The sequence below is a fragment of the Mycobacterium sp. PS03-16 genome (genome assembly GCF_004570325.1).
Taxonomy (GTDB): domain Bacteria; phylum Actinomycetota; class Actinomycetes; order Mycobacteriales; family Mycobacteriaceae; genus Mycobacterium.
Genome location: NZ_SPQO01000012.1, coordinates 46,551 through 68,562, shown reverse-complemented (window position 1 = coordinate 68,562; position 22,012 = coordinate 46,551). Strand labels below are relative to the sequence as shown.

The 22,012-nt window shown below is 64.4% G+C and carries 21 protein-coding genes; 14 read left to right on the top strand and 7 right to left on the bottom strand.

Annotated features, from left to right (window positions below; translation table 11 throughout):
- Window positions 1-10: 10 nt before the first annotated feature.
- Complete coding sequence (locus tag E4P42_RS12625; RefSeq protein ID WP_135126403.1) at window positions 11-580, top strand: TetR/AcrR family transcriptional regulator; 570 nt, start codon at window positions 11-13, stop codon at window positions 578-580.
- A gap of 1 nt (window position 581) precedes the next feature.
- Here the strand turns inward: E4P42_RS12625 and E4P42_RS12620 are convergent, their stop codons facing one another.
- Complete coding sequence (locus tag E4P42_RS12620) at window positions 582-1,154, bottom strand: DUF308 domain-containing protein (RefSeq protein WP_135126402.1); 573 nt, start codon at window positions 1,152-1,154, stop codon at window positions 582-584.
- A gap of 183 nt (window positions 1,155-1,337) precedes the next feature.
- On the opposite strand from E4P42_RS12620, the gene E4P42_RS12615 reads away from it, so the two are divergent.
- Both E4P42_RS12615 and E4P42_RS12610 read left to right on the top strand, forming a co-directional pair.
- A complete protein-coding gene (locus tag E4P42_RS12615; protein ID WP_135126401.1) occupies window positions 1,338-1,865 on the top strand; it encodes a DinB family protein in 528 nt (175 codons plus the stop codon).
- Between the two features lie 2 nt (window positions 1,866-1,867).
- Window positions 1,868-2,467 (top strand): DinB family protein, encoded by a 600-nt coding sequence (locus E4P42_RS12610; RefSeq protein WP_135126400.1) that lies wholly within the window; start codon window positions 1,868-1,870, stop codon window positions 2,465-2,467.
- 66 nt (window positions 2,468-2,533) lie between these two features.
- Here the strand turns inward: E4P42_RS12610 and E4P42_RS12605 are convergent, their stop codons facing one another.
- A complete protein-coding gene (locus tag E4P42_RS12605; RefSeq protein ID WP_135126399.1) occupies window positions 2,534-3,130 on the bottom strand; it encodes a TetR/AcrR family transcriptional regulator in 597 nt (198 codons plus the stop codon).
- An 88-nt stretch (window positions 3,131-3,218) separates the two neighbouring features.
- Between E4P42_RS12605 and E4P42_RS12600 the strand changes: the two genes are divergently transcribed.
- Window positions 3,219-4,211 (top strand): oxygenase MpaB family protein, encoded by a 993-nt coding sequence (locus tag E4P42_RS12600; RefSeq protein ID WP_135126398.1) that lies wholly within the window; start codon window positions 3,219-3,221, stop codon window positions 4,209-4,211.
- Window positions 4,212-4,429: 218 nt separating this feature from the next.
- Entirely contained in the window at window positions 4,430-4,618 is a 189-nt protein-coding gene (locus E4P42_RS12595; protein WP_135126397.1) for a hypothetical protein, read from the top strand.
- A gap of 224 nt (window positions 4,619-4,842) precedes the next feature.
- On the opposite strand, the gene E4P42_RS12590 is transcribed toward E4P42_RS12595, so the two are convergent.
- The gene (locus E4P42_RS12590; RefSeq protein ID WP_135126396.1) at window positions 4,843-5,163 is read right to left on the bottom strand and encodes a hypothetical protein; all 321 of its coding nucleotides are present in this window, start codon (window positions 5,161-5,163) and stop codon (window positions 4,843-4,845) included.
- A 157-nt stretch (window positions 5,164-5,320) separates the two neighbouring features.
- Between E4P42_RS12590 and E4P42_RS12585 the strand changes: the two genes are divergently transcribed.
- The 5 genes from E4P42_RS12585 to E4P42_RS12565 all read left to right on the top strand — a co-directional run bounded on the left by E4P42_RS12585 (window position 5,321) and on the right by E4P42_RS12565 (window position 10,576).
- Window positions 5,321-6,679, top strand: a complete 1,359-nt coding sequence (locus tag E4P42_RS12585) for an AarF/ABC1/UbiB kinase family protein (RefSeq protein ID WP_135126395.1) — start codon at window positions 5,321-5,323, stop codon at window positions 6,677-6,679.
- Complete coding sequence (locus tag E4P42_RS12580; protein ID WP_135126394.1) at window positions 6,680-7,585, top strand: alpha/beta fold hydrolase; 906 nt, start codon at window positions 6,680-6,682, stop codon at window positions 7,583-7,585.
- A gap of 130 nt (window positions 7,586-7,715) precedes the next feature.
- Window positions 7,716-8,585, top strand: coding sequence for a cyclopropane mycolic acid synthase family methyltransferase (locus E4P42_RS12575; RefSeq protein WP_135126393.1), 870 nt, complete (start codon window positions 7,716-7,718; stop codon window positions 8,583-8,585).
- Window positions 8,586-8,673: 88 nt separating this feature from the next.
- A complete protein-coding gene (locus E4P42_RS12570; RefSeq protein WP_135126482.1) occupies window positions 8,674-9,540 on the top strand; it encodes a cyclopropane mycolic acid synthase family methyltransferase in 867 nt (288 codons plus the stop codon).
- A 136-nt stretch (window positions 9,541-9,676) separates the two neighbouring features.
- Window positions 9,677-10,576 (top strand): cyclopropane mycolic acid synthase family methyltransferase, encoded by a 900-nt coding sequence (locus tag E4P42_RS12565; RefSeq protein WP_135126392.1) that lies wholly within the window; start codon window positions 9,677-9,679, stop codon window positions 10,574-10,576.
- A gap of 68 nt (window positions 10,577-10,644) precedes the next feature.
- On the opposite strand, the gene E4P42_RS12560 is transcribed toward E4P42_RS12565, so the two are convergent.
- Both E4P42_RS12560 and E4P42_RS12555 read right to left on the bottom strand, forming a co-directional pair.
- Entirely contained in the window at window positions 10,645-10,962 is a 318-nt protein-coding gene (locus E4P42_RS12560; protein WP_135126391.1) for a PASTA domain-containing protein, read from the bottom strand.
- A 162-nt stretch (window positions 10,963-11,124) separates the two neighbouring features.
- Window positions 11,125-12,708, bottom strand: a complete 1,584-nt coding sequence (locus E4P42_RS12555; protein ID WP_135126390.1) for a PE-PPE domain-containing protein — start codon at window positions 12,706-12,708, stop codon at window positions 11,125-11,127.
- Between the two features lie 114 nt (window positions 12,709-12,822).
- Between E4P42_RS12555 and E4P42_RS12550 the strand changes: the two genes are divergently transcribed.
- The 3 genes from E4P42_RS12550 to E4P42_RS12540 all read left to right on the top strand — a co-directional run bounded on the left by E4P42_RS12550 (window position 12,823) and on the right by E4P42_RS12540 (window position 17,173).
- Window positions 12,823-13,521, top strand: coding sequence for a YciI family protein (locus tag E4P42_RS12550; RefSeq protein WP_135126481.1), 699 nt, complete (start codon window positions 12,823-12,825; stop codon window positions 13,519-13,521).
- A 3-nt stretch (window positions 13,522-13,524) separates the two neighbouring features.
- Window positions 13,525-14,736, top strand: a complete 1,212-nt coding sequence (locus E4P42_RS12545; protein ID WP_135126389.1) for an RNA polymerase sigma factor — start codon at window positions 13,525-13,527, stop codon at window positions 14,734-14,736.
- Window positions 14,737-15,688: 952 nt separating this feature from the next.
- Complete coding sequence (locus tag E4P42_RS12540; RefSeq protein ID WP_135126388.1) at window positions 15,689-17,173, top strand: polysaccharide biosynthesis tyrosine autokinase; 1,485 nt, start codon at window positions 15,689-15,691, stop codon at window positions 17,171-17,173.
- Window positions 17,174-17,633: 460 nt separating this feature from the next.
- On the opposite strand, the gene E4P42_RS12535 is transcribed toward E4P42_RS12540, so the two are convergent.
- Window positions 17,634-18,929: an O-antigen ligase gene (locus E4P42_RS12535; protein ID WP_167759474.1), complete on the bottom strand. Its 1,296-nt coding sequence runs from the start codon at window positions 18,927-18,929 to the stop codon at window positions 17,634-17,636.
- Window positions 18,930-19,498: 569 nt separating this feature from the next.
- Between E4P42_RS12535 and E4P42_RS27690 the strand changes: the two genes are divergently transcribed.
- Complete coding sequence (locus tag E4P42_RS27690) at window positions 19,499-20,269, top strand: WecB/TagA/CpsF family glycosyltransferase (RefSeq protein WP_135126386.1); 771 nt, start codon at window positions 19,499-19,501, stop codon at window positions 20,267-20,269.
- Between the two features lie 365 nt (window positions 20,270-20,634).
- Here E4P42_RS27690 and E4P42_RS12525 read toward each other — a convergent pair whose 3' ends face one another.
- On the bottom strand, window positions 20,635-21,567 hold the full coding sequence (locus E4P42_RS12525; RefSeq protein WP_245233998.1) for a class I SAM-dependent methyltransferase: 933 nt from the start codon (window positions 21,565-21,567) through the stop codon (window positions 20,635-20,637).
- Window positions 21,568-22,012 lie beyond the last annotated feature (445 nt).

Sequence of the window (22,012 nt, the reverse complement as noted above, 5' to 3'; positions counted from 1 at the left end):
CCGTAGTCGCGTGACTACAGCAGGCGGCCCGACCGATGCGGGAGCGCGGATCCGACCGGTTGTGCTGGCGCATGCGGCTGACCTGTTCGCCGAGCGGGGCCCCGCGGCGACCTCGTTGCGCGATATCGCCGAACGCTCGAACATCAATCAGGGCTTGATCTTTCGCCACATCGGCAATAAAGAGGCCGTTGTGGCGGCGGTGCTCGAGTACCTGGCCGAGGACCTGGAGTCCGTGCGCGACGCCGAACCGTCGCCGGAGGCGGTCGAGGCCCGCGCCGAACGGAACTGGAGGGTGATCGCCCGTGCGCTGTTGGACGGGTTCGACGTCGGCCGACTCCAACACCGGTTCCCCAACGTGGAGCAACTCGTCGCCGCCGCCCGCGCCGACCATGACGACGAGTACGCCGCCCGCGTGGCCACTGCGGACGCCCTGGCCCTGCAGTTGGGGTGGCGGCTGTTCGGGCCGTTCCTGCGGGCGGCCACCGGGTTGACCGACGGGCCGGCAGACTCGCTCGCGAGTCCCGCGAAGGGCGTCCTCGGCGAGCACCTCGCCGATCCGCGCGGGCTTGGGCGCGAGTGACTCACCGGCGCCGTCGCCGGGCCGACACGGTCAGCCACAGCGCGGACATCAGGAAGTAGAACGCGCCGAACGCGGCGTAGGGCGCGATGTCGGCGACCCCCGGCGTCTCCGCGGCGCCCGCCTTCACGAGGAACATCAGCCCGGCGAGCGTGGATTGCGCACCGCTGAGCACCATCACCCACTGGGCGCCGACGGCCTGCCGACGGCGGACGGCCGTCGCCAACTGTAGGAGCCCGGACAGGCCGGCCCACACCCCGAAGACGCCCAGCACCGCGTTCAGGCCGACTGCGAGCGCGATCCCGACCGCAATCGTGGTGAGGCCGCTGACGGCCGCGTTGACCGCTTGCGTGGTGTTGCGCCGCATTCCGCCGTTCCGGCGGGCGTCCGCCACGTTGGCGACCGCATCCCAGGCCGGATACAGCACCAGCAGCACCGCGGCGAGGAGCGCTGACTGATGGCCGACGGCCAGCGCCGCCGCGACCCACAGCACAGAGACCGCGCCGCGCACCAGGTAGTAGGACCTCAGATAGCCGTCGGTATCCACCGCATCGTGGTCGAGCGTGGCGTTGGCCATGTCATCTCCTTGCCGGCCCTCGAGCGGTCTTGTGCGCGTGGGCGTTCGAGGTGCACCGACCGGTCGAGACACCGGCGCACCAGCTGTAGTCGATCGACTACAACGTAGCGTAGTGGATCGACTACAACAACCGCATCCGCTTTTAGGACCAAACCTGTCCTATAGCGGTGCAACGCTGTGCGCATGAACCTCACCGAGCAGTTGGCCGACCAGTTGGACTTCCACTGGACCCATCAGCTGCGGCCCCGCCTGAACGGCATGACCGACGACGAGTACTTCTGGGAGCCGGTGCCGGGCTGCTGGACCGTGCACCGCGACGGCGGGATCGACTTCAGCTATCCGCCACCGCAACCCGAGCCGTTCACCACGATCGCCTGGCGGATGGCGCACGTGATCGTCGGCGTGTTCGCCGCCCGCAGCCATTCGCACTTCGGCGGGCCGCCCGCCGACTACGAATCGTGGGCGTATGCCACCGACGCCGCCACCGCGTTGCGCCAACTCGACGACGCCTACCGCGATTGGATCACCGGAGTGCGCGGGCTGAGCGAGGATGATCTCGCCCGCCCGTGCGGCCCCGCCGAGGGGCCCTACGCCGACTACCCGATGACCGCCCTGGTGCTGCACATCAACCGCGAAGCCATCCACCACGGCGCCGAAATCGCCTGCATCCGAGACCTGTACGCCCACACCACCACCACGAAGGGAAACTGACCATGCCCGGTATGCCGCCCCCCGCCGACGGCGAACGCCAGACGCTGATCGAATTCCTCGCGTTCAACCAGAACGCGTTCTTCTCGGTCGCCTACGGCCTGACCGACGAGCAGGCCCGCGCGACGCCGTCGGTCAGCGCGCTGTCGATCGGCGGGCTGATCAAGCACGCCGCCGGGGTGCAGCGCGGGTGGGCGCAGCGCGCGGCCGCCGCCCCCGACTTCCCGCCGCCGGATCCGCGGCCCATCGAGGAGCAGATGGCCGAGTACTCCGACCAGTACGTGATGCGCGAGGACGAGACCCTCGCGGACCTTCTGGCCGATCTGCGCGCGGCGAACGAGGAGACGCTGCAGGTGTTCCGCGACAAGGACCTCGACGCGCCGGTGCCGGTGCCGCCGCACGTGCCGTGGTTCCCGAAGGACATCGAGCACTGGAACGTGCGCTGGGTGGCGCTGCATCTGATCGAGGAGCTGACCCGCCACGCCGGGCACGCCGACATCATCCGCGAGTCGATCGACCGGGCCACGATGTACGAGCTGATGGCCGCCAACGAGGAGTGGCCGGAGACCGACTTCATCAAGCGCTGGCGCCCGGCGAGCGTCTGACCACCACCCCCGCGACTGCACGGTTGATGACGCCGCCACCGGCGTTCGCGTACACCAACCGTGCAGTCAGCGGTCGAGCACCAGCCGCAGCGCGTGGTCGACGACGGCGTCGAGGTCGTCGCCGAGCGTGCCGGCCAGCCACTGCTGGGCCAGTTCGGCCATCGCGCCGGTGTACATCGCGGCGCCGATCTGCGCGGCGACCGGATCGGAGTCGGGGTGCAGCCGCCATCCCTCGACCAGCACGGCCTCGCGCAGCTGGTCCTGGGTGGCGGCGCGGCGCGCGGTCAGCACCGGGTTGGCGCGGGCGTCGGTGAACAGCACCCGGCCCCGCCGCGGGTCGGCCGAACTGAAGTCGAGCACCGCGGCGATGCCGGCCCGGGTGCGGTCGCGCAGCGTGCCCTCGGCGGCCATGGCGTTCGCGACCTCGGCGGCCAACTGCGCGCTCACCTGGTCGTAGAGGGCGCCGAGCAGATCGTCGGTGTCGGTGAAGCTCTCGTAGAAGTAGCGGGTGTTCAGCCCGCATTCCCGGCAGACCGAGCGCACCGCCAGCGCGGCTTCTCCCCCGTCGCCGAACAGCCGCAGCGCCGCATCGATGAGCAGCGCGCGGCGTTCGGCGCGCCGGTCGGTGAGCGGCACGCCGGCCCAGCGGGTGGGTGTCGGCATCGCCTCAGCCTATCGGCCGGCGCGCGGTCTGGTCACAGTTGTAACCAAAGCGGTAGGCTGGGCCCGACGACCCACAGGAGGCCCCGCCGTGGACATGCCGCACGAGATCGCCCTGCAACTGCTGCGCCGCCGGCTCGATTACGGCAGCATCCGGCGCAACTACTTCCGCGGGATGGAGTTCGCGGCGCCGGTGGGTGATCCGGGCTGGTTCGGCCCGGGCAGCGCGGTGTGGCACGTCCATTCGCACATGGAGGCGCTGATCTTCGGGCTGCAGTGTGCGGCGTACATGGAGCGGCTGGATCCCAGCATCTTCTGGATGGGTATGCACCACTCCCGCCTGGTCGAGCGCGACGACGACGGCGCGGCCACCGGGCGCCTCGATCCGGCGGGTGCGATGGCGCGGCTCGGCCATTCGGTGGCGTTCTTCATCGGCACCGCCTACGGGTCCACCGAGACCGCCGAGCGGCTGGCCACCACGGTGCGCTCGATGCACCACACCATCAAGGGCGTGCGCCCCGACGGGTTGCGCTACGACGCCGACGATCCGGACTGGCTGCGCTGGAACTACGCCACGGTGGTCTGGGGCATCGCCACCGCGCACCAGCTCTACCATCCGAACCCGTTGCGCGGCAAGGCGATCGACCGCTACTACGGCGAGTTCGTCCGCGTCGGGCACGCACTCGGCGGCACCGACCTGCCTGCCACCAAGGCCGAGACGGCCGAATGCCTGCGGTCGTATCTGCCGCGTCTGGCGGTCACGCACGGCACCGCGATGGCCACCGGCTCGAACGTCGGGCTGCCGCAGAGCGTCGTCGACTGGGCGATCCGCGACACCATGCCGAAATGGGCCAAACAGCTCATCCAGCACCGCGACCCCAACGTCGTCGAGCGCACCGCCCGGCGCACCGCGGTGTGGGGCATCATCAACGGCCTGCACACCGCGGCCGGCGCGACGCCGGAGTTCCGGCAGGCCCAGGCCAGGGTCGAGGCGGGGACGACGGTCCCGCACACCGTCCCGAGCTACGTCCTGGGTTCGGATCCCGCCCGCAGCCGCGAGGAGATCGAGCACAGCTTCGCCTGAGCAAGAGGACGGTGCGTGCGCCCGTGGGAACGGACGTCGAAGCCGTGGCTCCCGCATCGTGATGACGGCAATCGCCACGATGTTCGGACTCGTGTCGCGATAGCGCACGGGACGCACCGGCTACAGACGTCACGGGCACCTGTCGCGCTGCCGCATGGCAGATGATTGATTATGCAAATCTTAATGGCTTTGCAGTTTGCTCGGTGTACCGTGGCGACATGTCGGAGCACCATGCCTACCTACTCGTGAACTGGCTCAACAACCAGGCGCGGTGCCAATGTGGTTACGAAGGCAAACGCCGCTGGTTTCGCGGCTTGGCCGTGAATGACGTGCTCGAACACAGTACGCAGACCGGCCACATGCCCGTCGGGCTACCAAAAATCAAACGCGCAATGCACGCGGTCTGACTCCGTCGGACCGCCCCGGAAGTAGCGCAGGCCCGAGCACAACCACACCGGCTCGCTGACAGCGCGACACGCTTCGTCGGCCATCCGTGGGTCGACGAGCCCCGGCGAGTACGCGCAGCACTCATGAGGTGAGCACCATGAGGCGTCGCGTGAGGCGCTGTGCCGTTCAGCGGTAGGTCAGCGCCATTTCGCCACCAGTGCAGCCCGGTCCGACGGCACAAGCCTCAGCACTGGTTGAAGCGCGCCACCTCGAGCTCCGGCGGCTCCTCGGCCGAGAAGGTCCCGCCCTCCGACGGCGACTGCGCGCAGACCACCCAGTTCGTCAGGTTGATCTGCTCGTAGGGCATGCCGTCGGCCGACGACGTCGCGGGGACCACGGCGCCCTCGGAGGTCGCCAGCACGGCGTCCCAGGCCGACTGCAGGATCTGGCCCTCGACATCCGGCATCTCCCACTCGGTGGCGGCGGCCGCCGGGCTCGCCAGCCCGATCGACGCGCTGACCACCAGGGACACCACACCGGCGATGCTTGCACTGCGCTTGCTCATATCAACCCCTTACGACGCGAAAGGTGCAACAGCGATACCCCGAACCCCGTTACTTATGAGCAGCCGAGATGAGCAAATCCACACGCGCGGGTTAACGCACTGTGACCCCTTCCACACATTTTCCGAACCCACGGTCGCTTTTGAGACACTGGGACCCATGAGTGTCACGCGAAAGACCCAGCACCGCGAGGTCGCCAAGCTGGACCGGGTGCCTCTGCCGGTCGAAGCCGCCCGTATCGGCGCGACCGGGTGGCAGCTCACCCGCACCGGCGCGCGGGTGGTCACGAACCTCGGCGGCCGCGGCTCGCTCTCGCAGAAGATCGTCAAGCAGGTCCCGCAGACCTTCGCCGATCTGGGCCCGACGTATGTGAAGTTCGGCCAGATCATCGCGTCGAGCCCGGGCGCGTTCGGCGAGCCGCTGTCCAGGGAGTTCCGCGGCCTGCTCGACCGGGTGCCGCCGGCCGACCCCGAGCAGGTGGCCAAGCTGCTGCGCGAGGAACTCGGCGACGACCCGAAGAACCTCTACAAGAGCTTCGATGAGAAGCCGTTCGCCAGCGCCTCGATCGCCCAGGTGCACTACGCGACCCTGCACACCGGCGAAGAGGTGGTCGTCAAGATCCAGCGGCCGGGCATCCGCCGCCGCGTCGCCGCCGATCTGCAGATCCTCAAGCGCGGCGCCCGCGTCGTCGAGTTCGCCAAGCTCGGCCAGCGCCTGTCCGCCCAGGATGTGGTCGCCGACTTCGCCGACAACCTCGCCGAGGAGCTCGACTTCCGGCTCGAGGCCCAGTCGATGGACGCGTGGGTGTCGCACATGCACGCCTCGCCGCTGGGCCAGAACATCCGGGTGCCGCAGGTGTACTGGGACCTCACCAGCGAACGGGTGCTCACCATGGAGCGCGTCAGCGGTGTGCGCATCGACGACGCCCCGGCCATCCGCAAGAAAGGCTTCGACGGCACCGAACTGGTCAAGGCGCTGCTGTTCAGCGTCTTCGAGGGCGGCCTCAAACACGGCCTGTTCCACGGCGACTTGCACGCCGGCAACCTCTATGTCGACGACGACGGCAAGATCGTGTTCTTCGACTTCGGCATCATGGGCCGCATCGACCCGCGTACCCGCTGGCTGCTGCGAGAGTTGGTGTACGCGCTGCTGGTCAAGAAGGACCACGCCGCCGCGGGCAAGATCGTGGTGATGATGGGCGCGGTCGGCACGGTGAAGCCCGAAGCGCAGGCCGCCAAGGACCTGGAGAGGTTCGCGACGCCGCTGACGATGAAGACGCTCGGCGACCTCAGCTACGCCGAGATCGGCAAGCAGCTCTCCGCGCTGGCCGACGCCTACGATGTCAAGCTGCCGCGCGAGCTGGTACTGATCGGCAAGCAGTTCCTCTACGTCGAGCGCTACATGAAGTTGCTGGCCCCGAAGTGGCAGATGATGAGCGACCCGCAGCTGACCGGCTACTTCGCCAACTTCATGGTCGACATCAGCCGGGAACACAAGGAAGAGGGAGTCGAGGCGTAAGTGGAGATCCGCGAAGGCAAGGCCACCAACGGAGACGTCCAGATCCACTACGAGGACATGGGCAGCCCGGACGACCCGGCCGTCCTGCTCATCATGGGCCTCGGCGCGCAGCTGCTGTTCTGGCGCGAGGACTTCTGCCAGAAGCTGGTCGACCAGGGGCTGCGGGTGATCCGCTACGACAACCGCGACGTCGGCCTGTCCACCCACTTCGACGGCCAACGCACCAGGGGCTCGCAGATCGGCAACATGGCCCGCTCACTGCTGGGCCTCAAAAGCCCGTCGGTGTACACGCTCGAAGACATGGCCGACGACGCCGCCGCGCTGCTCGACCACCTGGGCATCGACCAGGCCCACATCGTCGGCGGGTCGATGGGCGGGATGATCGCACAGATCGTCGCCGCCCGGCACGCGCAGCGCACCAAGACGCTCGCGGTCATCTTCTCGTCCAACAACCAGCCACTTCTCCCCCCGCCGGGGCCGCAGCAGCTGCTGGCCGTCATCACCGGGCCGTCGCCGAACTCGCCGCGCGAGGTCATCATCGAGAACTCGATCCGGGTCAGCCGGATCATCGGCAGCCCGGCCTACCCGTCAACCGATGAGAAGCTGCGCGCCGACGCCATCGCGTTCTACGACCGCGCGTTCTACCCGCAGGGCATCGCCCGGCAGTTCAACGCGATCACCGGCAGCGGCAGCCTGCTGCACTACAACAAGCAGACCACCGCGCCGACGGTCGTCATCCACGGCAAGGCCGACAAGCTGATGCGCCCGTCGGGCGGCAAGGCGATCGCCAAGGCAATCCCGAACGCCCGGCTGGTGCTGTTCGACGGGATGGGCCACGAGCTGCCGGAGCCGCTGTGGGACGACATCGTCGGTGAGCTCAAGACGACGTTCGCGGAACGGCCCTGACCAGCGCCGGAATTTCGTAATTCGGACCTCGGCGTCGTATCGGATAGCATCGCGACGCGAGTGCAGAGGGCTCAACGGGCATCATGACGATGCGCCGGCCCGGGTCCTCACCCGCCAGAAAGGCACCACCATGGCCCCATCGGGCAAACTGAAGCCGCATTTCGAGGACGTCCAGGCCCATTACGACCTGTCCGACGACTTCTTCCGGCTGTTCCTCGACCCGTCGCAGATGTACAGCTGCGCCTACTTCGAACGCGACGACATGACGCTCGAGGAGGCGCAGCGCGCCAAGGTCGACCTGGCGCTCGGCAAGCTCGGCCTGCAGCCCGGGATGACGCTGCTCGACGTGGGCTGCGGCTGGGGCTACACGATGATGCGCGCGGTCGAGAAGTACGACGTCAACGTCATCGGCCTGACGCTGAGCCAGAACCAGAAGGCGCACGTCGAGAAGGTCTTCGCCGCCTCCGACAGCCCCCGCAGCAAGCAGATCCTGCTGCAGGGCTGGGAGCAGTTCGACCAGCCCGTCGATCGCATCGTGTCGATCGGTGCGTTCGAGCACTTCGGCAAGGACCGCTGGGACGACTTCTTCACCACGGCCTACAACGTGCTGCCCGACGACGGTGTGATGCTGCTGCACACGATCACCGCGCTGACGATCCCGCAAATGATCGAGCGCGGCATCCCGCTGACGTTCTCGGTCGCGCGGTTCATCAAGTTCATCCTCACCGAGATCTTCCCGGGCGGATATCTGCCGACCATCGAGCTGGCCCAGGAGCACGCGCAGAAGGCCGGCTTCACGGTGACCCGCACGCAGTCGCTGCAGCCGCACTACGCCAGGACGCTCGACCACTGGGCCGCCGCGCTGGAGGCCCACAAGGACGAGGCCATCGAGATCCAGTCGCAAGAGGTCTACGACCGCTACATGCACTACCTGACCGGCTGCGCGGACTCGTTCCGCAAGGGCTACACCGACGTCTGCCAGTTCACGCTGGAGAAGTAACGCGCCAGCGTGTCACGGTGACTGTTCGGCCCTTCGGTGAGTCCGAAGGGCCGGGCACGACGGAAAGGTTTGTTTGTCCTTGTCTGAAATGACGCCCCACTTCGAGGACGTGCAGACGCACTACGACCTCTCCGACGAGTTCTACCAGCTGTTTCTCGATCCGACGCAGACCTACAGCTGTGCGTATTTCGAGCGCGACGACATGTCCCTCGAAGACGCTCAACTCGCGAAGATCGACCTGTCGCTGGGCAAGCTGGGTCTCCGACCGGGCATGACACTTCTCGACATCGGTTGCGGCTGGGGCGCGACGCTGCTGCGCGCCGCCGAGAAGTACGACGTGAACGTCATCGGGCTCACGCTGTCCAAGAACCAGTTCACCCACGTGCAGTCGGCGCTCGAGGCGTCGGACAGCCGGCGGTCGAAGCGGGTGCTGCTGCAGGGCTGGGAGCAGTTCGACGAGCCGGTGGACCGCATCGTGTCGATCGGCGCGTTCGAGCACTTCGGCGCCGACCGGTGGGTGCCGTTCTTCGAGATGGCCGACCGCGTGCTGCCCGATGACGGCGTGATGCTGCTGCACACGATCACCCGGTTGATGATGGACGAGGTCAAGCGGCGCGGGATTCCGCTGTCCATGGACGTCGCCCGGTTCACGTTGTTCATCGCCAAGGAAATCTTCCCCGGCGGCCAGTTGCCGGCGATCCAGGACGTGGAGCACCATGCATCAGCTGCCGGCTTCACCGTCGGACGCGTGCAGTCGTTGCAGCTGCACTATGCGCGCACGCTCGACACCTGGGCCGGGGCGCTGTCGGCGCGACGCGACGAGGCGATCGCCCTGCAGTCCGAAGAGGTCTACGACCGCTACATGAGGTATCTCACGGGCTGCGCCGACACGTTCCGTAAGGGCTACATCGACGTCAATCAGTTCACGTTGGCGAAGTCGCCGACGGCGAATTAGGGCCGAACACAGGCGAAACGCTAGGGTGAAGCTGGTTGCGCCTGTGGTGGCCTTTGTGCCCGTAAGGTGCGGATACGCGAGAAGTTCGACACCCGGCTGCGCGCCGATGTCGTCGAAGAAAGGCCGATAGGAAACCATGTCTGACAACTCCACGGGTACCAAGGACCTGATCCCTCACTTCGAGGACATCCAGGCCCACTACGACCTGTCGGACGACTTCTTCGGCGTCTTCCAGGATCCGACGCGCAAGTACAGCAGCGCGTACTTCACCGGGCCGCACGTGACGCTGTCGGAGGCCCAGATCGCCAACGTCGATCAGCACCTGGACCGTCTCGACCTCAAGCCGGGTATGACGCTGCTCGAGGTGGGTTGCGGCTGGGGCCTGACCCTGGCGCGGGCCATGGAGAAGTACGACGTCAACGTCATCGGCCTGACCCTGAGCAAGAACCAGCAGGCGTACTGCAACAAGCTGCTCTCCGGGCTCAACAGCGAGCGCACCTTCGACGTCCGACTGGAGGGTTGGGAGCAGTTCCACTCCCCCGTGGACCGCATCGTGTCGATCGAGGCCATCGAGCACTTCGGGTTCGAGCGCTACGACGAGTTCTTCAAGCGATGCTTCGAGATCCTGCCCGACGACGGCCGGATGACGATCCAGAGCAGCTGCGGGTACCACCCGGACGATCTGCAGGCGCGCGGTAAGAAGCTGACCTTCGAGTTGGCGCGGTTCGCCAAGTTCATGGCCGAGGTGATCTTCCCGGGCGGCCGCATCCCGAGCACGCAGATGCTGGTCGACCACGGCGAGAAGGCCGGCTTCGTGGTGCCCGAGACACTGTCGCTGCGCAACCACTACATCAAGACGCTCGGCATCTGGGCCGCCCGCCTCGAGCACAACAAGGAGCAGGCCATCGCCGCCGCCGGCGAGGAGCACTACAACGACTACATGCGCTACCTGACCGGCTGCCAGTACTACTTTGTCGACGAGGCGCTCGACGTCAGCCTGGTCACCTACCTCAAGCCCGGCGCCGCCGCGGCCTGACCGCCACGCAACGAATACGCCCCGGCACTCTTCGGTGAGTGCCGGGGCGCTTTCGTTGTGTCAGCGCGTCAGCATTGATTGGGTCGGTTGACGGCGACGATGGCGCTCGACTTGGCGCGCAGCGTGCCGCCGGGGCTGGGCGACTGGGCGCAGACGGTCCAGTTGGTCAGGTTGATGACCTCGCCGGGTCCCGAGCGGTTGAGGTAGCGCAGCCGGGGGCCGCCCTCTTCGGTGATCCCCGCGAATTCGGCCTGGGCAGCGCCCAGGTTCATGCCGCGGAAGTCGGGCATCTCCCACGTCTGCGTGGGCTGCGCGGCGGCGTTGGGCGCGCCGGCGACGGCCAGCAGTGCCAGTGCGGCCGCACCGGCGGCCATGCGAATCTTCATCTGCAGATTCCCCCTCCAGGTCGAGCGTTCACGGTATCCGACCGTTAACGCGCGCAGGCGCGGGTGTCGGGTGTGTTGCCGGATCGTTATCGACGCGGCCGCCGAAATACGAACGCCCCGGCGCTCTTTGAGTGAGCGCCGGGGCGTTGCGCGGTATACGGGTCAGGCCGCGGCCTGCGTCTCCTCGTTTGCCGGCTCAGCGGCGGGCTCGTCATTGTCGACGTCGTCGGCGTCCTCGGCAGGCTCGTCTTCTTGCTGCTCGATCTCGGCCTCTTCGCCCTCGGTTTCCTCACCCAGGGTGGCCTCCTCCTCGATGACCTCCTCCTCCAGCGACTCGTCCGCGGGAACGGTCTCATCCTCGGTGGTGTCCGTTGCGTCGGTGCCGTCGACGACGGCCTCTCCGTCGAGCTCCTTGACCGCGTCGTCGACGACGGTTGCGCCGTCCACGCCCTCATCGTCGAGATCGGTCACCGTCGTGACGATGTCCGCGGTCTGGCCGAGGTCGACGACGGGTGCGAGCGTCTCCGTTTCCGGCGCGGACTCGGCGATCTCATCCGAGGCGAGGCGGGCGAAGGCGCCGCCCGCGAGGGTGTCCTCGGTCTCGGCCGCCGGAGGTGCGGGGGTCGCGATGGCGGGCGGGTTGAACGCGTCGTGGATGCCTTGAACCACGGCCTCGACGAAGTCGATCGAGAACTGGATCGGGTTGAAGGTCAGCGGGTTGAACGGAAGGATCGACAGCGTCCGCGGGATGCCGGGGTTGGCGTTGCGGTCGTAGCCGAGGTCGATCAACAGCTTCGTGACCGGCTGCAGCAGCCGCACGATCGGATCGATGAACGCCGAAGTACCGGTCGCGTTGCCGAGGTCGACGAGCGGCATGAAGATCGGCAGGGTGCCCTGCTGCGGGATGATCACGAAGGTGGCGTCCTGGTACTGCCAGTGCTTGGCGTCGTCGATCGCGTCTTGCAGCGTCTCGTCGTCGTAGCCGTACGGCATTGAGGCGTCGGAGTTCTCGTCGGGCACCAGATAGTCACCGTGGACGTACTCGAAGGCCATCAGCGCGTTGAGTACTGCCAGCGGGTTGCCCCAATACTGCGGCGCGTCGCCGACCGGGTCGTACTCGAAGGAGTAGTTGGTGCTCTTGATGCCTTCGGTGGGCAATTGCGGGCCGAAGGAGATGTCGAGGATCGGGATGTAGCGCAGGAAGCTCAGCCGTGACCACAGTCCCTGCGGATTGTTGATGTTGCCAATCGTGACGACGGTGATGCGGTTCCGAATCTCCGGGTCGAGTTCTCTCAACCGGTACATCTCGCGGGAGACCACGGCGCCGCCCTGCGAGTAGCCGAAGATCACCAGCTCGTCGCCCGGCTCGGTCGGCAGGTTGTTGGCCACCTCGGCGCGGAGGTTGGTGACACCCGCGCCGACCGACTGGTTCCAGGTGTCACAGGTCAGGCCGGGGCACCAGCCCGGCAGCGGGATCGGCCAAAAGCTGGCGGGATAGTCCACACCCTCGACGTTGCACACGCCGGCGTCGTCGCAGACGTCAACCCCGGCGGGGTCGATGAATCGGGTGCCGGCATTGCCCATGTACCGCGGCAGATTGTCGACGTCTCGGGTGCCGGTGCCGGGCACGATGAGCGCGATGGCACCGAAGGCGAGCGCGGCCGCGAACGCCGACGCGATCCACAGGCTGACGGTGGCGATCAGAGAGGTGATGACGAGGGCGACGGCCCGGGCCGATTTACGCATGCGCAAACAAAAACACAGCGGAGAGTTTTGCGTGTCGGATTTCGCACGCCTCATTCGTCGGTTGGATAGAGAGTGGGAAAGAGGATCCTGCTCGCTACCGAGAGGGTGACCACCATGCACTACTTCGCGCTGCTACTCGTCCCCGACACCGACGACGCCACGCCGCAGGAGCAGGCCGCCTCGATGACGGCCTACGAGAACTTCCACGCTCGCGCCGGCTCCGCGCTGCTGGCGGGAGATGCGCTGCTGTCCCGCTCGGAGGGGGCGCGGACCACCGGCGGCCCGGACCGCCCAGTCGTCACCGACGGGCCCTTCGCCGAATCGGCAGAGGTGGCCGGCGGCTACTACGTGCTCGAGGCCGACAACCTCGACGAGGCACTGGAACTCGCACGCGACATCCCGGCCGCGCACAACGGTGCAGTGGAGGTGTGGCCGATGGTGCACTGGGAGGCGCCGACCGTGCCGATGGGCAGCGACTGGTTCGCGCTGCTGCTCGAACCACCCGGGCAGGTGTGCGCGCCGGACACCGACGAGTGGGAGAGCGGCATCTGCCAGCACGAGGAGTTCGGCAAGGCGGCCGGTGATCACATCCTGGGCGGGGCGCCACTGCAGCCGCCGTCGACCGCGACCACGGTGCGGGTGCGCGACGGGCAGATGCTGCTCACCGACGGGCCGTTCGCCGAGGGTGCCGAAGTCGCCAACGGCTTTTACCTGCTGCGGGCCGCCGACCGGGACGAGGCCGTGAAGATCGCCTCGATGATTCCGGCGAGCACCGTCGAGGTGTTCCGGTTGGCGGGCATCGCCGGCCTCTGACCCGTGGCGGATCTGGACGGCGTCTTCCGGCGCGAATGGGGGCCGGCGGTCGCGGCGCTGGCGCGGTGGTCGGGTGACCTCACCATCGCCGAGGACGCCGTCCAGGAGGCCTGCGCGGAGGCGCTGCGGGTGTGGCCGCGCGACGGCGCGCCGGGCAATCCCGGCGGCTGGCTGCTGACGGTCGCGCGCAACCGCGCCCTGGACCGACTGCGCCGCGATAAGACGCGTGCCGGAAAGGAGTTGGCCGCGGTGCTCGACAACCCGATGGCGACCGGTGAGCCGCCGCACCCGGTGCCCGACGACGAGCTGCGGATGATGTTCACGTGCGCGCATCCCGCGCTCGACGACGCGTCGCAGCTGGCGCTGACGCTGCGATTGATATCTGGGCTGACGGTGCCGGAGATCGCGCGGGCGCTGCTACAAAGCGAGGCCGCGGTGGGTCAGCGGATCACGCGGGCCAAGATGAAGATCCGGCGGGCCAACATCCCGCTGCGGGTGCCGCCGGCCGAGCTGCTGGCCGAGCGCACGCCGCACGTCTTGCGGTGTATCTATGCGGTGTTCACCGAGGGGTACTGGTCGACGGGCGGGCCGTCGGCGATTCGCGACGAGCTGTGCGACGAAGGCATCCGGTTGGGCGGCGAGCTGTGCCGGCTGATGCCGGACCTTCGGGACGCGCAGGCGCTGACGGCGCTGATGCTGCTACACGATTCACGTCGGGGCACCCGGGTGGACGCGAGTGGCGCGCTGGTGCCCCTGGACGAACAGGACCGGAGCCAGTGGGACCGGGGCAAGATCGCGCGGGGGCTGGAGCATTTGCGGCGGGCGGCGGGGGCGACGGGGCCGTACCTGCCGCAGGCGGTGATCGCCGGCATTCACGCGTGCGCGCCGACGTGGGAGGCGACGGACTGGACGACGATCTGCCTGGCGTACGACCGGCTGATCGCGCTCACCGACTCCCCCATCGCCCGGGCGAACCGGGCGCTGGCTGTCGGGTTCCGGGACGGGTTCGCGGCGGGGCTGGCGGCTCTGGACGAGGTGGCCGACGATCCGCGGCTGGCGCGGTCGGCGGTGGTCGCGTCGATACGCGCGGATCTGTTGAGACGGATGGGAGACTTCGCTGGGGCGGCCCAGTGGTATCAATTGGCGCTGGAAAGAGATGCATCGAAGCCGGCGCGCGCTTTCCTGCGACGGCGGGTCACTGAGTGCGGCGGCTGAAATCGTTCACCACTAGGGAAGCCCGTGCCTACGTTTAATCGATTGACAGCGGGGTTGGCGACACGTCCTGTTAACCACGTATGACGAGTTGGAAACCATGCCTTTCGTCATGAGCAGAGACCCTAGCGCGACGTCGCTAAGAATGGCGCTGCACGCCGGAAATATTGATCGGTTCTTCATGTCACCGCCAAAGGAATATGACGACGAGTCGCCAAACCAGTTGCCTTAGAGACCCTTTCGCGCGCCGGATCGACACGACTCCCATTGCACACTACGCTCGCACCTCGGCGTTGTCGGCACTTGTGCAGTTTGCTATAAATGACGAGACGGGTCGAAATTGCACGCATTGTGGAGGTACGTTAATGGCTTGCGAACAGTTTTCCACCGCACTGGTTCCGGTTGACACGACAACACCAATCTGAGACGCTCTCACCAACTTATAACCGGTGCATTCACGTAGGGGGGGACATCGAGCAGGCGCGCGACTACGCCACGCGGGCCGAAGATGCGTTGTTAAAGAACGACAGCAACGCATTCCGCTTCGGGGGCGACGCGGAAGTCCGACTGCACAATAGGCGCGGCGCGGCGCAGTTGACTACGGAGAACATCGGGTCGGTCAACCCACGGCTCAGCAGGTCGTGTCAAACAAAGCACATGCTCGCCGATGTGACGCCTCGCTTACCCGACGACGCGTTGCGGCCGGCCGTCGAAGTCGGTACGAAATTAGCGACGGATGGCATCTACGCGGATGGGCCGATGCAACCGCTAGTTAACGAAGTGACCGAAGCAGCTGCGGTGTTAGAGTGCTCCAGCTAAGTCAGCGATTCCGCTTCAGACTCCGGTGGGCGATCATGTGATTATCACACGATCGGCCAAGTAACCACCGACTCTCTAGCCCCCCGTGTAACAGCCGTAGCGAACTTGCGAATCGGCAGAAGCAGTAAGGACCGACGTGACTCTACAAGATTTTGTGAAAGTGCTTCGCAATAGGTGGGTCACCGTGTGCGTGACAATTCTAGTCGGACTTCTCGGCGGTGTGGCGGTGTCCCTATTGACCACTCCGCTCTACCAGGCTTCGACCAGATTGTTCGTGTCCACTGCGGCCGGGTCATCGCTCTCGGATATGTATCAAGGTAACCGTTTCTCGCAGGAGCGAGTGGTTTCCTATGCCGAGCTACTGAAGGGACAGACCCTGGCGCAAAGGACCGTAGACAAGTTGGGACTCAACATGAGCCCCGAAACTCTGCAGGAGAATGTCAGCGCGAGCGCCAAGCTCGACACGGTCCTTATAAATGTGCGAGTGTCTGATCCTTCGCCTGTTCGGGCGCGAGACATAGCCAATACACTTTCCGACGAGTTCGTTACCCTCGTTCGGGAATTAGAGACCCCTGCGGACGGAGCAAGCCCCGACGCGAGAGTGGTTGTTGAACAACGAGCATCAGTTCCCCAAGAGCCTGTTGTCCCGAGAACCTCCCGCAATATAGCGATAGGCCTCGCAATAGGAACTCTACTAGGGGTTGGACTCGCCGTCCTGCGCGATCTGCTCGACAACACAATCAAGAGCCGGGATACGCTCGAAGACATTACCGGCGCCGGCATTGTCGGTACCATTCCGCTGGATAAGGAGCGTCGGAAGCAGGCGACGATCTCCTTCGATCGAGACAACTCGGCCATCTCCGAATCTTTTCGCAAGTTAAGGACCAACTTGCAATTCCTGGCCGTAGATAATCCCCCGCGCGTAATTGTGGTCACAAGCTCGATGCCGGGCGAAGGTAAGTCGACGACAGCAATTAACATTGCGCTAGCTCTCGCCGAGGCACAACATAATGTTGTGTTAGTCGACGGAGACATGCGTAGGCCAATGCTACACAAATACCTCGATCTCATTTGGCCAGTCGGTTTCAGCACGGTCCTAAGTGGCGGAGTGCCACTCGAGGACGCCCTGCAGAAGACCCGCTTTCCAAGCCTGACCGTCTTGACGTCGGGGACAGTGCCACCAAATCCGAGTGAGCTTCTCGGTTCGCAATCGGCGAGAAATCTGCTCACGGAGCTCCGAGAGAAATTCGACTACGTCATAGTCGATTCCACACCGCTCCTTGCTGTTACTGATGCGGCAATTCTTGCTGCCGGCTCCGATGGCGTGCTGATCATGGCTCGTTACGGTCACACAAAGCGCGAACAGCTCGCGCACGCGGCACAAAGCCTTGAGGATGTTGGCGCTCCGGTACTCGGCGCGGTGTTCACAATGGTGCCTACTCGTGGAACGTCCTCGTACAGCTACACATACTACGGTCCGGACGGCGCAAATCAGCCGGAGCGCCGTGGCTTGCACGCCAAGCCTTCAGCAGGAGATCGACAAGACGGTGCTCGTGAACAGCTAAGTGCGCCGATGATGCAGCAATTCGAAGCTGGAAGCCATAATACGGTGCGTGAATGAGCACTCTTCGCCTTTTGGCCAGTCCGCTCCACAGTCGCCAAGTTTCCTCTAATCGTGGGCCGATACAACAGCTAGCTAACCTTGACGTCATGGCGGTCTCGGGCGCTCTGTAGAGGACCACCATCGACCGTGTACTGACGCCTTACCCGGACCGCGACCGGACTCGACACCGTCCGCGACTGCGCCTCGACCCCGTGCTAACTCCACTCGTCGTATGCCAGCATGCTCGAGCTGTCTAATGGCCGATTCGCTCACCCAGTGAGGGCTTCGCCCGAATGTGCCCCCACCCGTCGAGATTGGAGCAGCCGAACTCCTCGGTCACGCGAGCCCAGAGCACCATGCCTCACTGACGGCAGCTGCCGGCGCTCTGCCGCGGGCGAGGACGCAACCCTTGTAGTTCATGCAAGAGAAGTCTGAGTCGGCAGATCATCGCTTCGAGGGCTGACGCCCCCAAACGTCGTCAAGCGCCCGTGCCGATACGACGCTTTGTCTTCGACGTTCGCCTCAAGCCGCGTGACTCCTGAATGAAGGACGGCCCGCCGCTGACTTCAGCTTCTCCACCTACTCGATTCGCGCGCCGGAGGGAAAAAAACAAGAGCATCAGGAGGAAGGTTCCAAAATGATTGTAGTTGAAGAAGATGAACATCGCCGTCGCAGCGATAACCATCAGCAACGTAACAACGAACCCAAAAGCACCTGTCGACGTGTTGACGGCGACTCCATACCGGTATGATGCGATGAGCGTGTATACAAGCACTCCAATAAGAATCGCCAACCCAAGGGCGCCCATGTCTACTGCGGTCTGGATGAATGACTGGTGAAAGTGGGGGATATCCCACTCGCCATACGGATTGAACAAACGGTTCGCCAATCCGGAGAATGACGACTCAAGATAGGCGTTGAAACCCCATCCGAGCAACGGACGTTCCAACCAAGCATTGACGCCGATGTGCCAGAGTGTCGTTCGCCCAGTCAACGTGCTATCACGCGCCAGGACTCCAAGCATCTGTTCCCAGTATGAAGCCACCAGGAACACCACAACGAGTATGGCCGCACCGCTGCCGACGAACATCGCTGTCGTCCCGACTCGCCTAGCGAACGCATACCTAACTGCGACATATATCGGCGTCGCCGCCAGAAACAATACGATGCCGATCATCGAACTCGTCAATGCGACGCTGAGCGCAAGTACTGACATGCATGCGACCCTCACTGCGCCGCGTGTTGTCGTCATGACTGCTACGGCACCCAGCGTGGCGTATAGCCCAGCCAAGATCTTGTGTGCAGTGAAGCCTCGAAACGGCTGTCCACCGAAAATGTTGGGCCGCTGGTGGACATCGAAGTAATAGACCGGGCCAAACCTCAAGAAGTAAGCGACGACGCCTACCACGCTGATTACGAGAATGACGCGTGTAAGGAAGGAGACTATCTCCTCGAAGGTGAGCTCGCTCGCCATGAGGTGTGCCACCAGGACGTTACCGACCATCATGCCGCCGTATAGGAGGGTGTACGTCGGAGCCACCGACCAGATTGCAGAGACGAGGATAAGGATACCCAACATCGCTACGAACACCAGGTTACGGGAATCCTGCCTCCTGAGGAGAGATAGGAGAACTAGTAGAGAAACGACGTGCAATGCGACCCAGCTCGCAGAGAAGAGCTGGTTGCTTTCGACATGGCCCATCGCCGTTCGTGGGATCAAGATCGCGGCATTTGCGCCAATGATGCACGCCACGTAGAGGTAGTAGAACACCATTCGGAACGAACGACCGCTGAGTGGACGCTCACTTGGAGGCACTCGCTTTGAACGCGCTGTCACAGTGGCCAACTGGAGACTCCTCGATGGGAAGACGGCAGCACCGTCGCAAACTGAGCTCGAAGACAGACAATCGACGGTGCGGCTACCATTGCAGTCTCCGAACGGATTGACCATACCCTTCATCGTCTAGCCCCATCCAATGGACCGTCCGGAATGTCATAGCCGATACCGACTGGCACTCGGCCCCGTGCCCGGGAGTGCCACGGCGGATTCTTTGACGTTTGCCTGGCGAAGTGACTCGAGCCTCGTACCAGAACCGGACAGGCGCTAGCAGTTGCCCCAATAGCGCCGAAACAGGATAGAGTCGTGTACGGACAGCATCAGCTTCGGAACGCAAAATATGACGCGAAATCCCGTTTCGAATGTGTGACAGACCGAACAATTTATGCGCATCGGCCGATACATAGAACACCTGGAGGGGAGACTGTGCCCAGACACAGCTTGAGGAGATCGAGACGGAGCGCCAGCAATGGGCCGGATTACTGCATCAGCGTAAGCCGATAACGATGACCGCAGATGGCGAAATTGTGCGCGAGAGGGAGCCTCAAGAGCGCTTAAGGATTGGTCTCCTGGGGCTTGAGGTGACGCCGCTCACTGCGTTAGAGGCCGCTACAGCAGCAACTACGCGATTCGATGGAAAGCGACTACTTCTCAATCACAACCTCCACAGCGCTTACATCCATGACACAGACGAAACGTTTCGCGAGCTATATAGACAGGCGGATTGGATTGTCATAGACGGAACTCCCGTACGCTGGCTCGCTTCCCTTAGCGCTCGACGGGAGGTGACATCGGACTACCGCATTGGCTCAACAGACTGGATTGCGGAATTACGGCGGGTAAACGCCGCGCGAAGGCTATTCGTCTTTGGAGCCAGCGCCGAGTCCAACGCGCGAGCGGTCAGGAACCTTAGTGACATGCTTCCTGGATGGACAGTCTCGGGGGTCGACGGCTACGTGCCGAGCGGTGTAGCACTAAGTCGCATCACGAACTTCAACCCCGACCTGGTACTCGTCGGCCTCGGCATGCCGCGTCAAGAATCATTTTTGTTGACGTCTCTACCTCACCTCCCGAACGCTACGTACGCCACCGTCGGCGGCGCGATCGACTACCTTGCCGGCACAACACGCCTTGCACCGAGGTGGCTTGGGCGGTTCGGGCTCGAATGGGCCTGGAGGCTCGCCAACCAACCGAAACGGCTCGCTCACCGCTACCTGGTTGAACCACTTCTCCTACTGTCTAGGGTTCTACCGCGGGTCGTTCGTGACACATTCTGAACTAATCGTTGCGAGAACGTTTGGGCTCGGTGCATGCCGTCTCCTAGAACGGCTCAGAAAGCTCGATCATTTCGACGCGGCGCCGGCATAACGCCCTATACGCCGGCTCGTGAGGAGTGTGGCGGCTGTCAGCTCTCCGCAGTGCAGGTGGTCGGCGCTTCCAACGCCCGCAGGAGATGCCGGCGCGGATCCGGAGACGACGCGCAAAGTCCGTGAGCGGTGCCCCAGGCCATGCCGGCCACTGATTCACTGACCGTGGTAACTGTCGCCGCACGGAACGCTGGACAACATGCACCGTCCGTCGCCAAATCGTCGTGATCAATCGAAGAAAATGCGACTGAAGGCACGTCTTTTCGCCAAGTTCTTTAGGCTGAAGGCTTCTGCCACAGTGCCCAGAGATCGCAGGTAAGCAACTCGTCATCCGAATACTCCGCCAGTTCGCCGGCCGATCGCAGCTTTGCCAGCTCCGGAACCAACCACTCAGGACTCCTGTTGTTCCGCAACGAAACACCGGGGCACCGCTCCTGAAATAAGTCTTCCCACTGCCCATTTCGCCACGCGTTGCAGTACGCGTTCGGCTTAACGGAGTTCTGATGCGCCGGGCGAAGGTGCGCCCATGGCGCGAGGTCAGCGTGGCGCGGCAGGAAAGAGCGCGGATCGTGCGCTCCGCTGTCGCTTGTATACATATGCGTACTGATACAGAAGACACCGCCCGGCTTCAGCACGCGGATCACCTCGTCAAGACACTTCGCCGGGTCGTTGACATGCTCGAATACTGAGAAAGAGTAAATGAAGTCGAACGAAGAATCGGGCCATGGCATCGCGTGCGCGTCTCCCTGCACCACATTGAGGGGACTTCGTACCCGGCCGATGTGTTTCTCTAGCTCACTCCAGTAGGACCGATCGATCCCGGCCAATTTCCGCAGCACAGTTTTGAGCGTCCGTTTAGGACCGTTGCTACGGAACACGCGCATGTAGGCGGCTGGGTCAAAGCCTTGAACGATGATGTCATAGTCGAGAGCGGTCACGTTGTTGTTTCGACTGAAGTACTTGAGTCGCAGCAGTTGTTGTCCTGCGCCAACTTCTAGAATCTCCAAGCCGCGAAGCGACATTCCGAGGCTCTCGGAGGCCATAGTTTCCATGTCTTCGCACGTTTTCACCACATCGGCGACGTTCCCTGCGACATCGGAAGTTTTATGTCGATATACACGCCAGAACTCTGACAGTGTACCGACGCTGCCACTGTTCAGCGACGCATAAGACTTCAGCGTGGCGTCAGACGGGTGCGACGAGCCCATAGGGGTACCTTTCCGAGCGAAGCAACACGTATGAGAGGTGCGGCATCTGCCAGCACAACAAGATACGGGTACGGCCAAACCTACACCAACTCATTGCTTTGCGTAGATGCGAGGCTCCATTACGCCGAGCTTCTCCCGCACGCATCAATCTTTGACAACCTAGGCATGGGAACGGCTTTTCTTAGCGATACCACGATCAGCGACAGGACAGTTCGGTGCGCCATAGAGGGAACTCTCGGCACTCAGCGACGATGGGAGCCCCTAGAAGTAGCCACGCGCGCGAACTCGCTTGCATCTCGTCCGGTGTTCGGAACAGGCCATTAGGTCAACGTCTGGAGCACGGGCAATTACCCAACTTCATCACCGAAGCAACTCACATCGAAGTTTCGCACGGCGAGTGAGCCCTCTCCTTGCACGGCAACCGCATCCGCGTGGTGGGGAACTG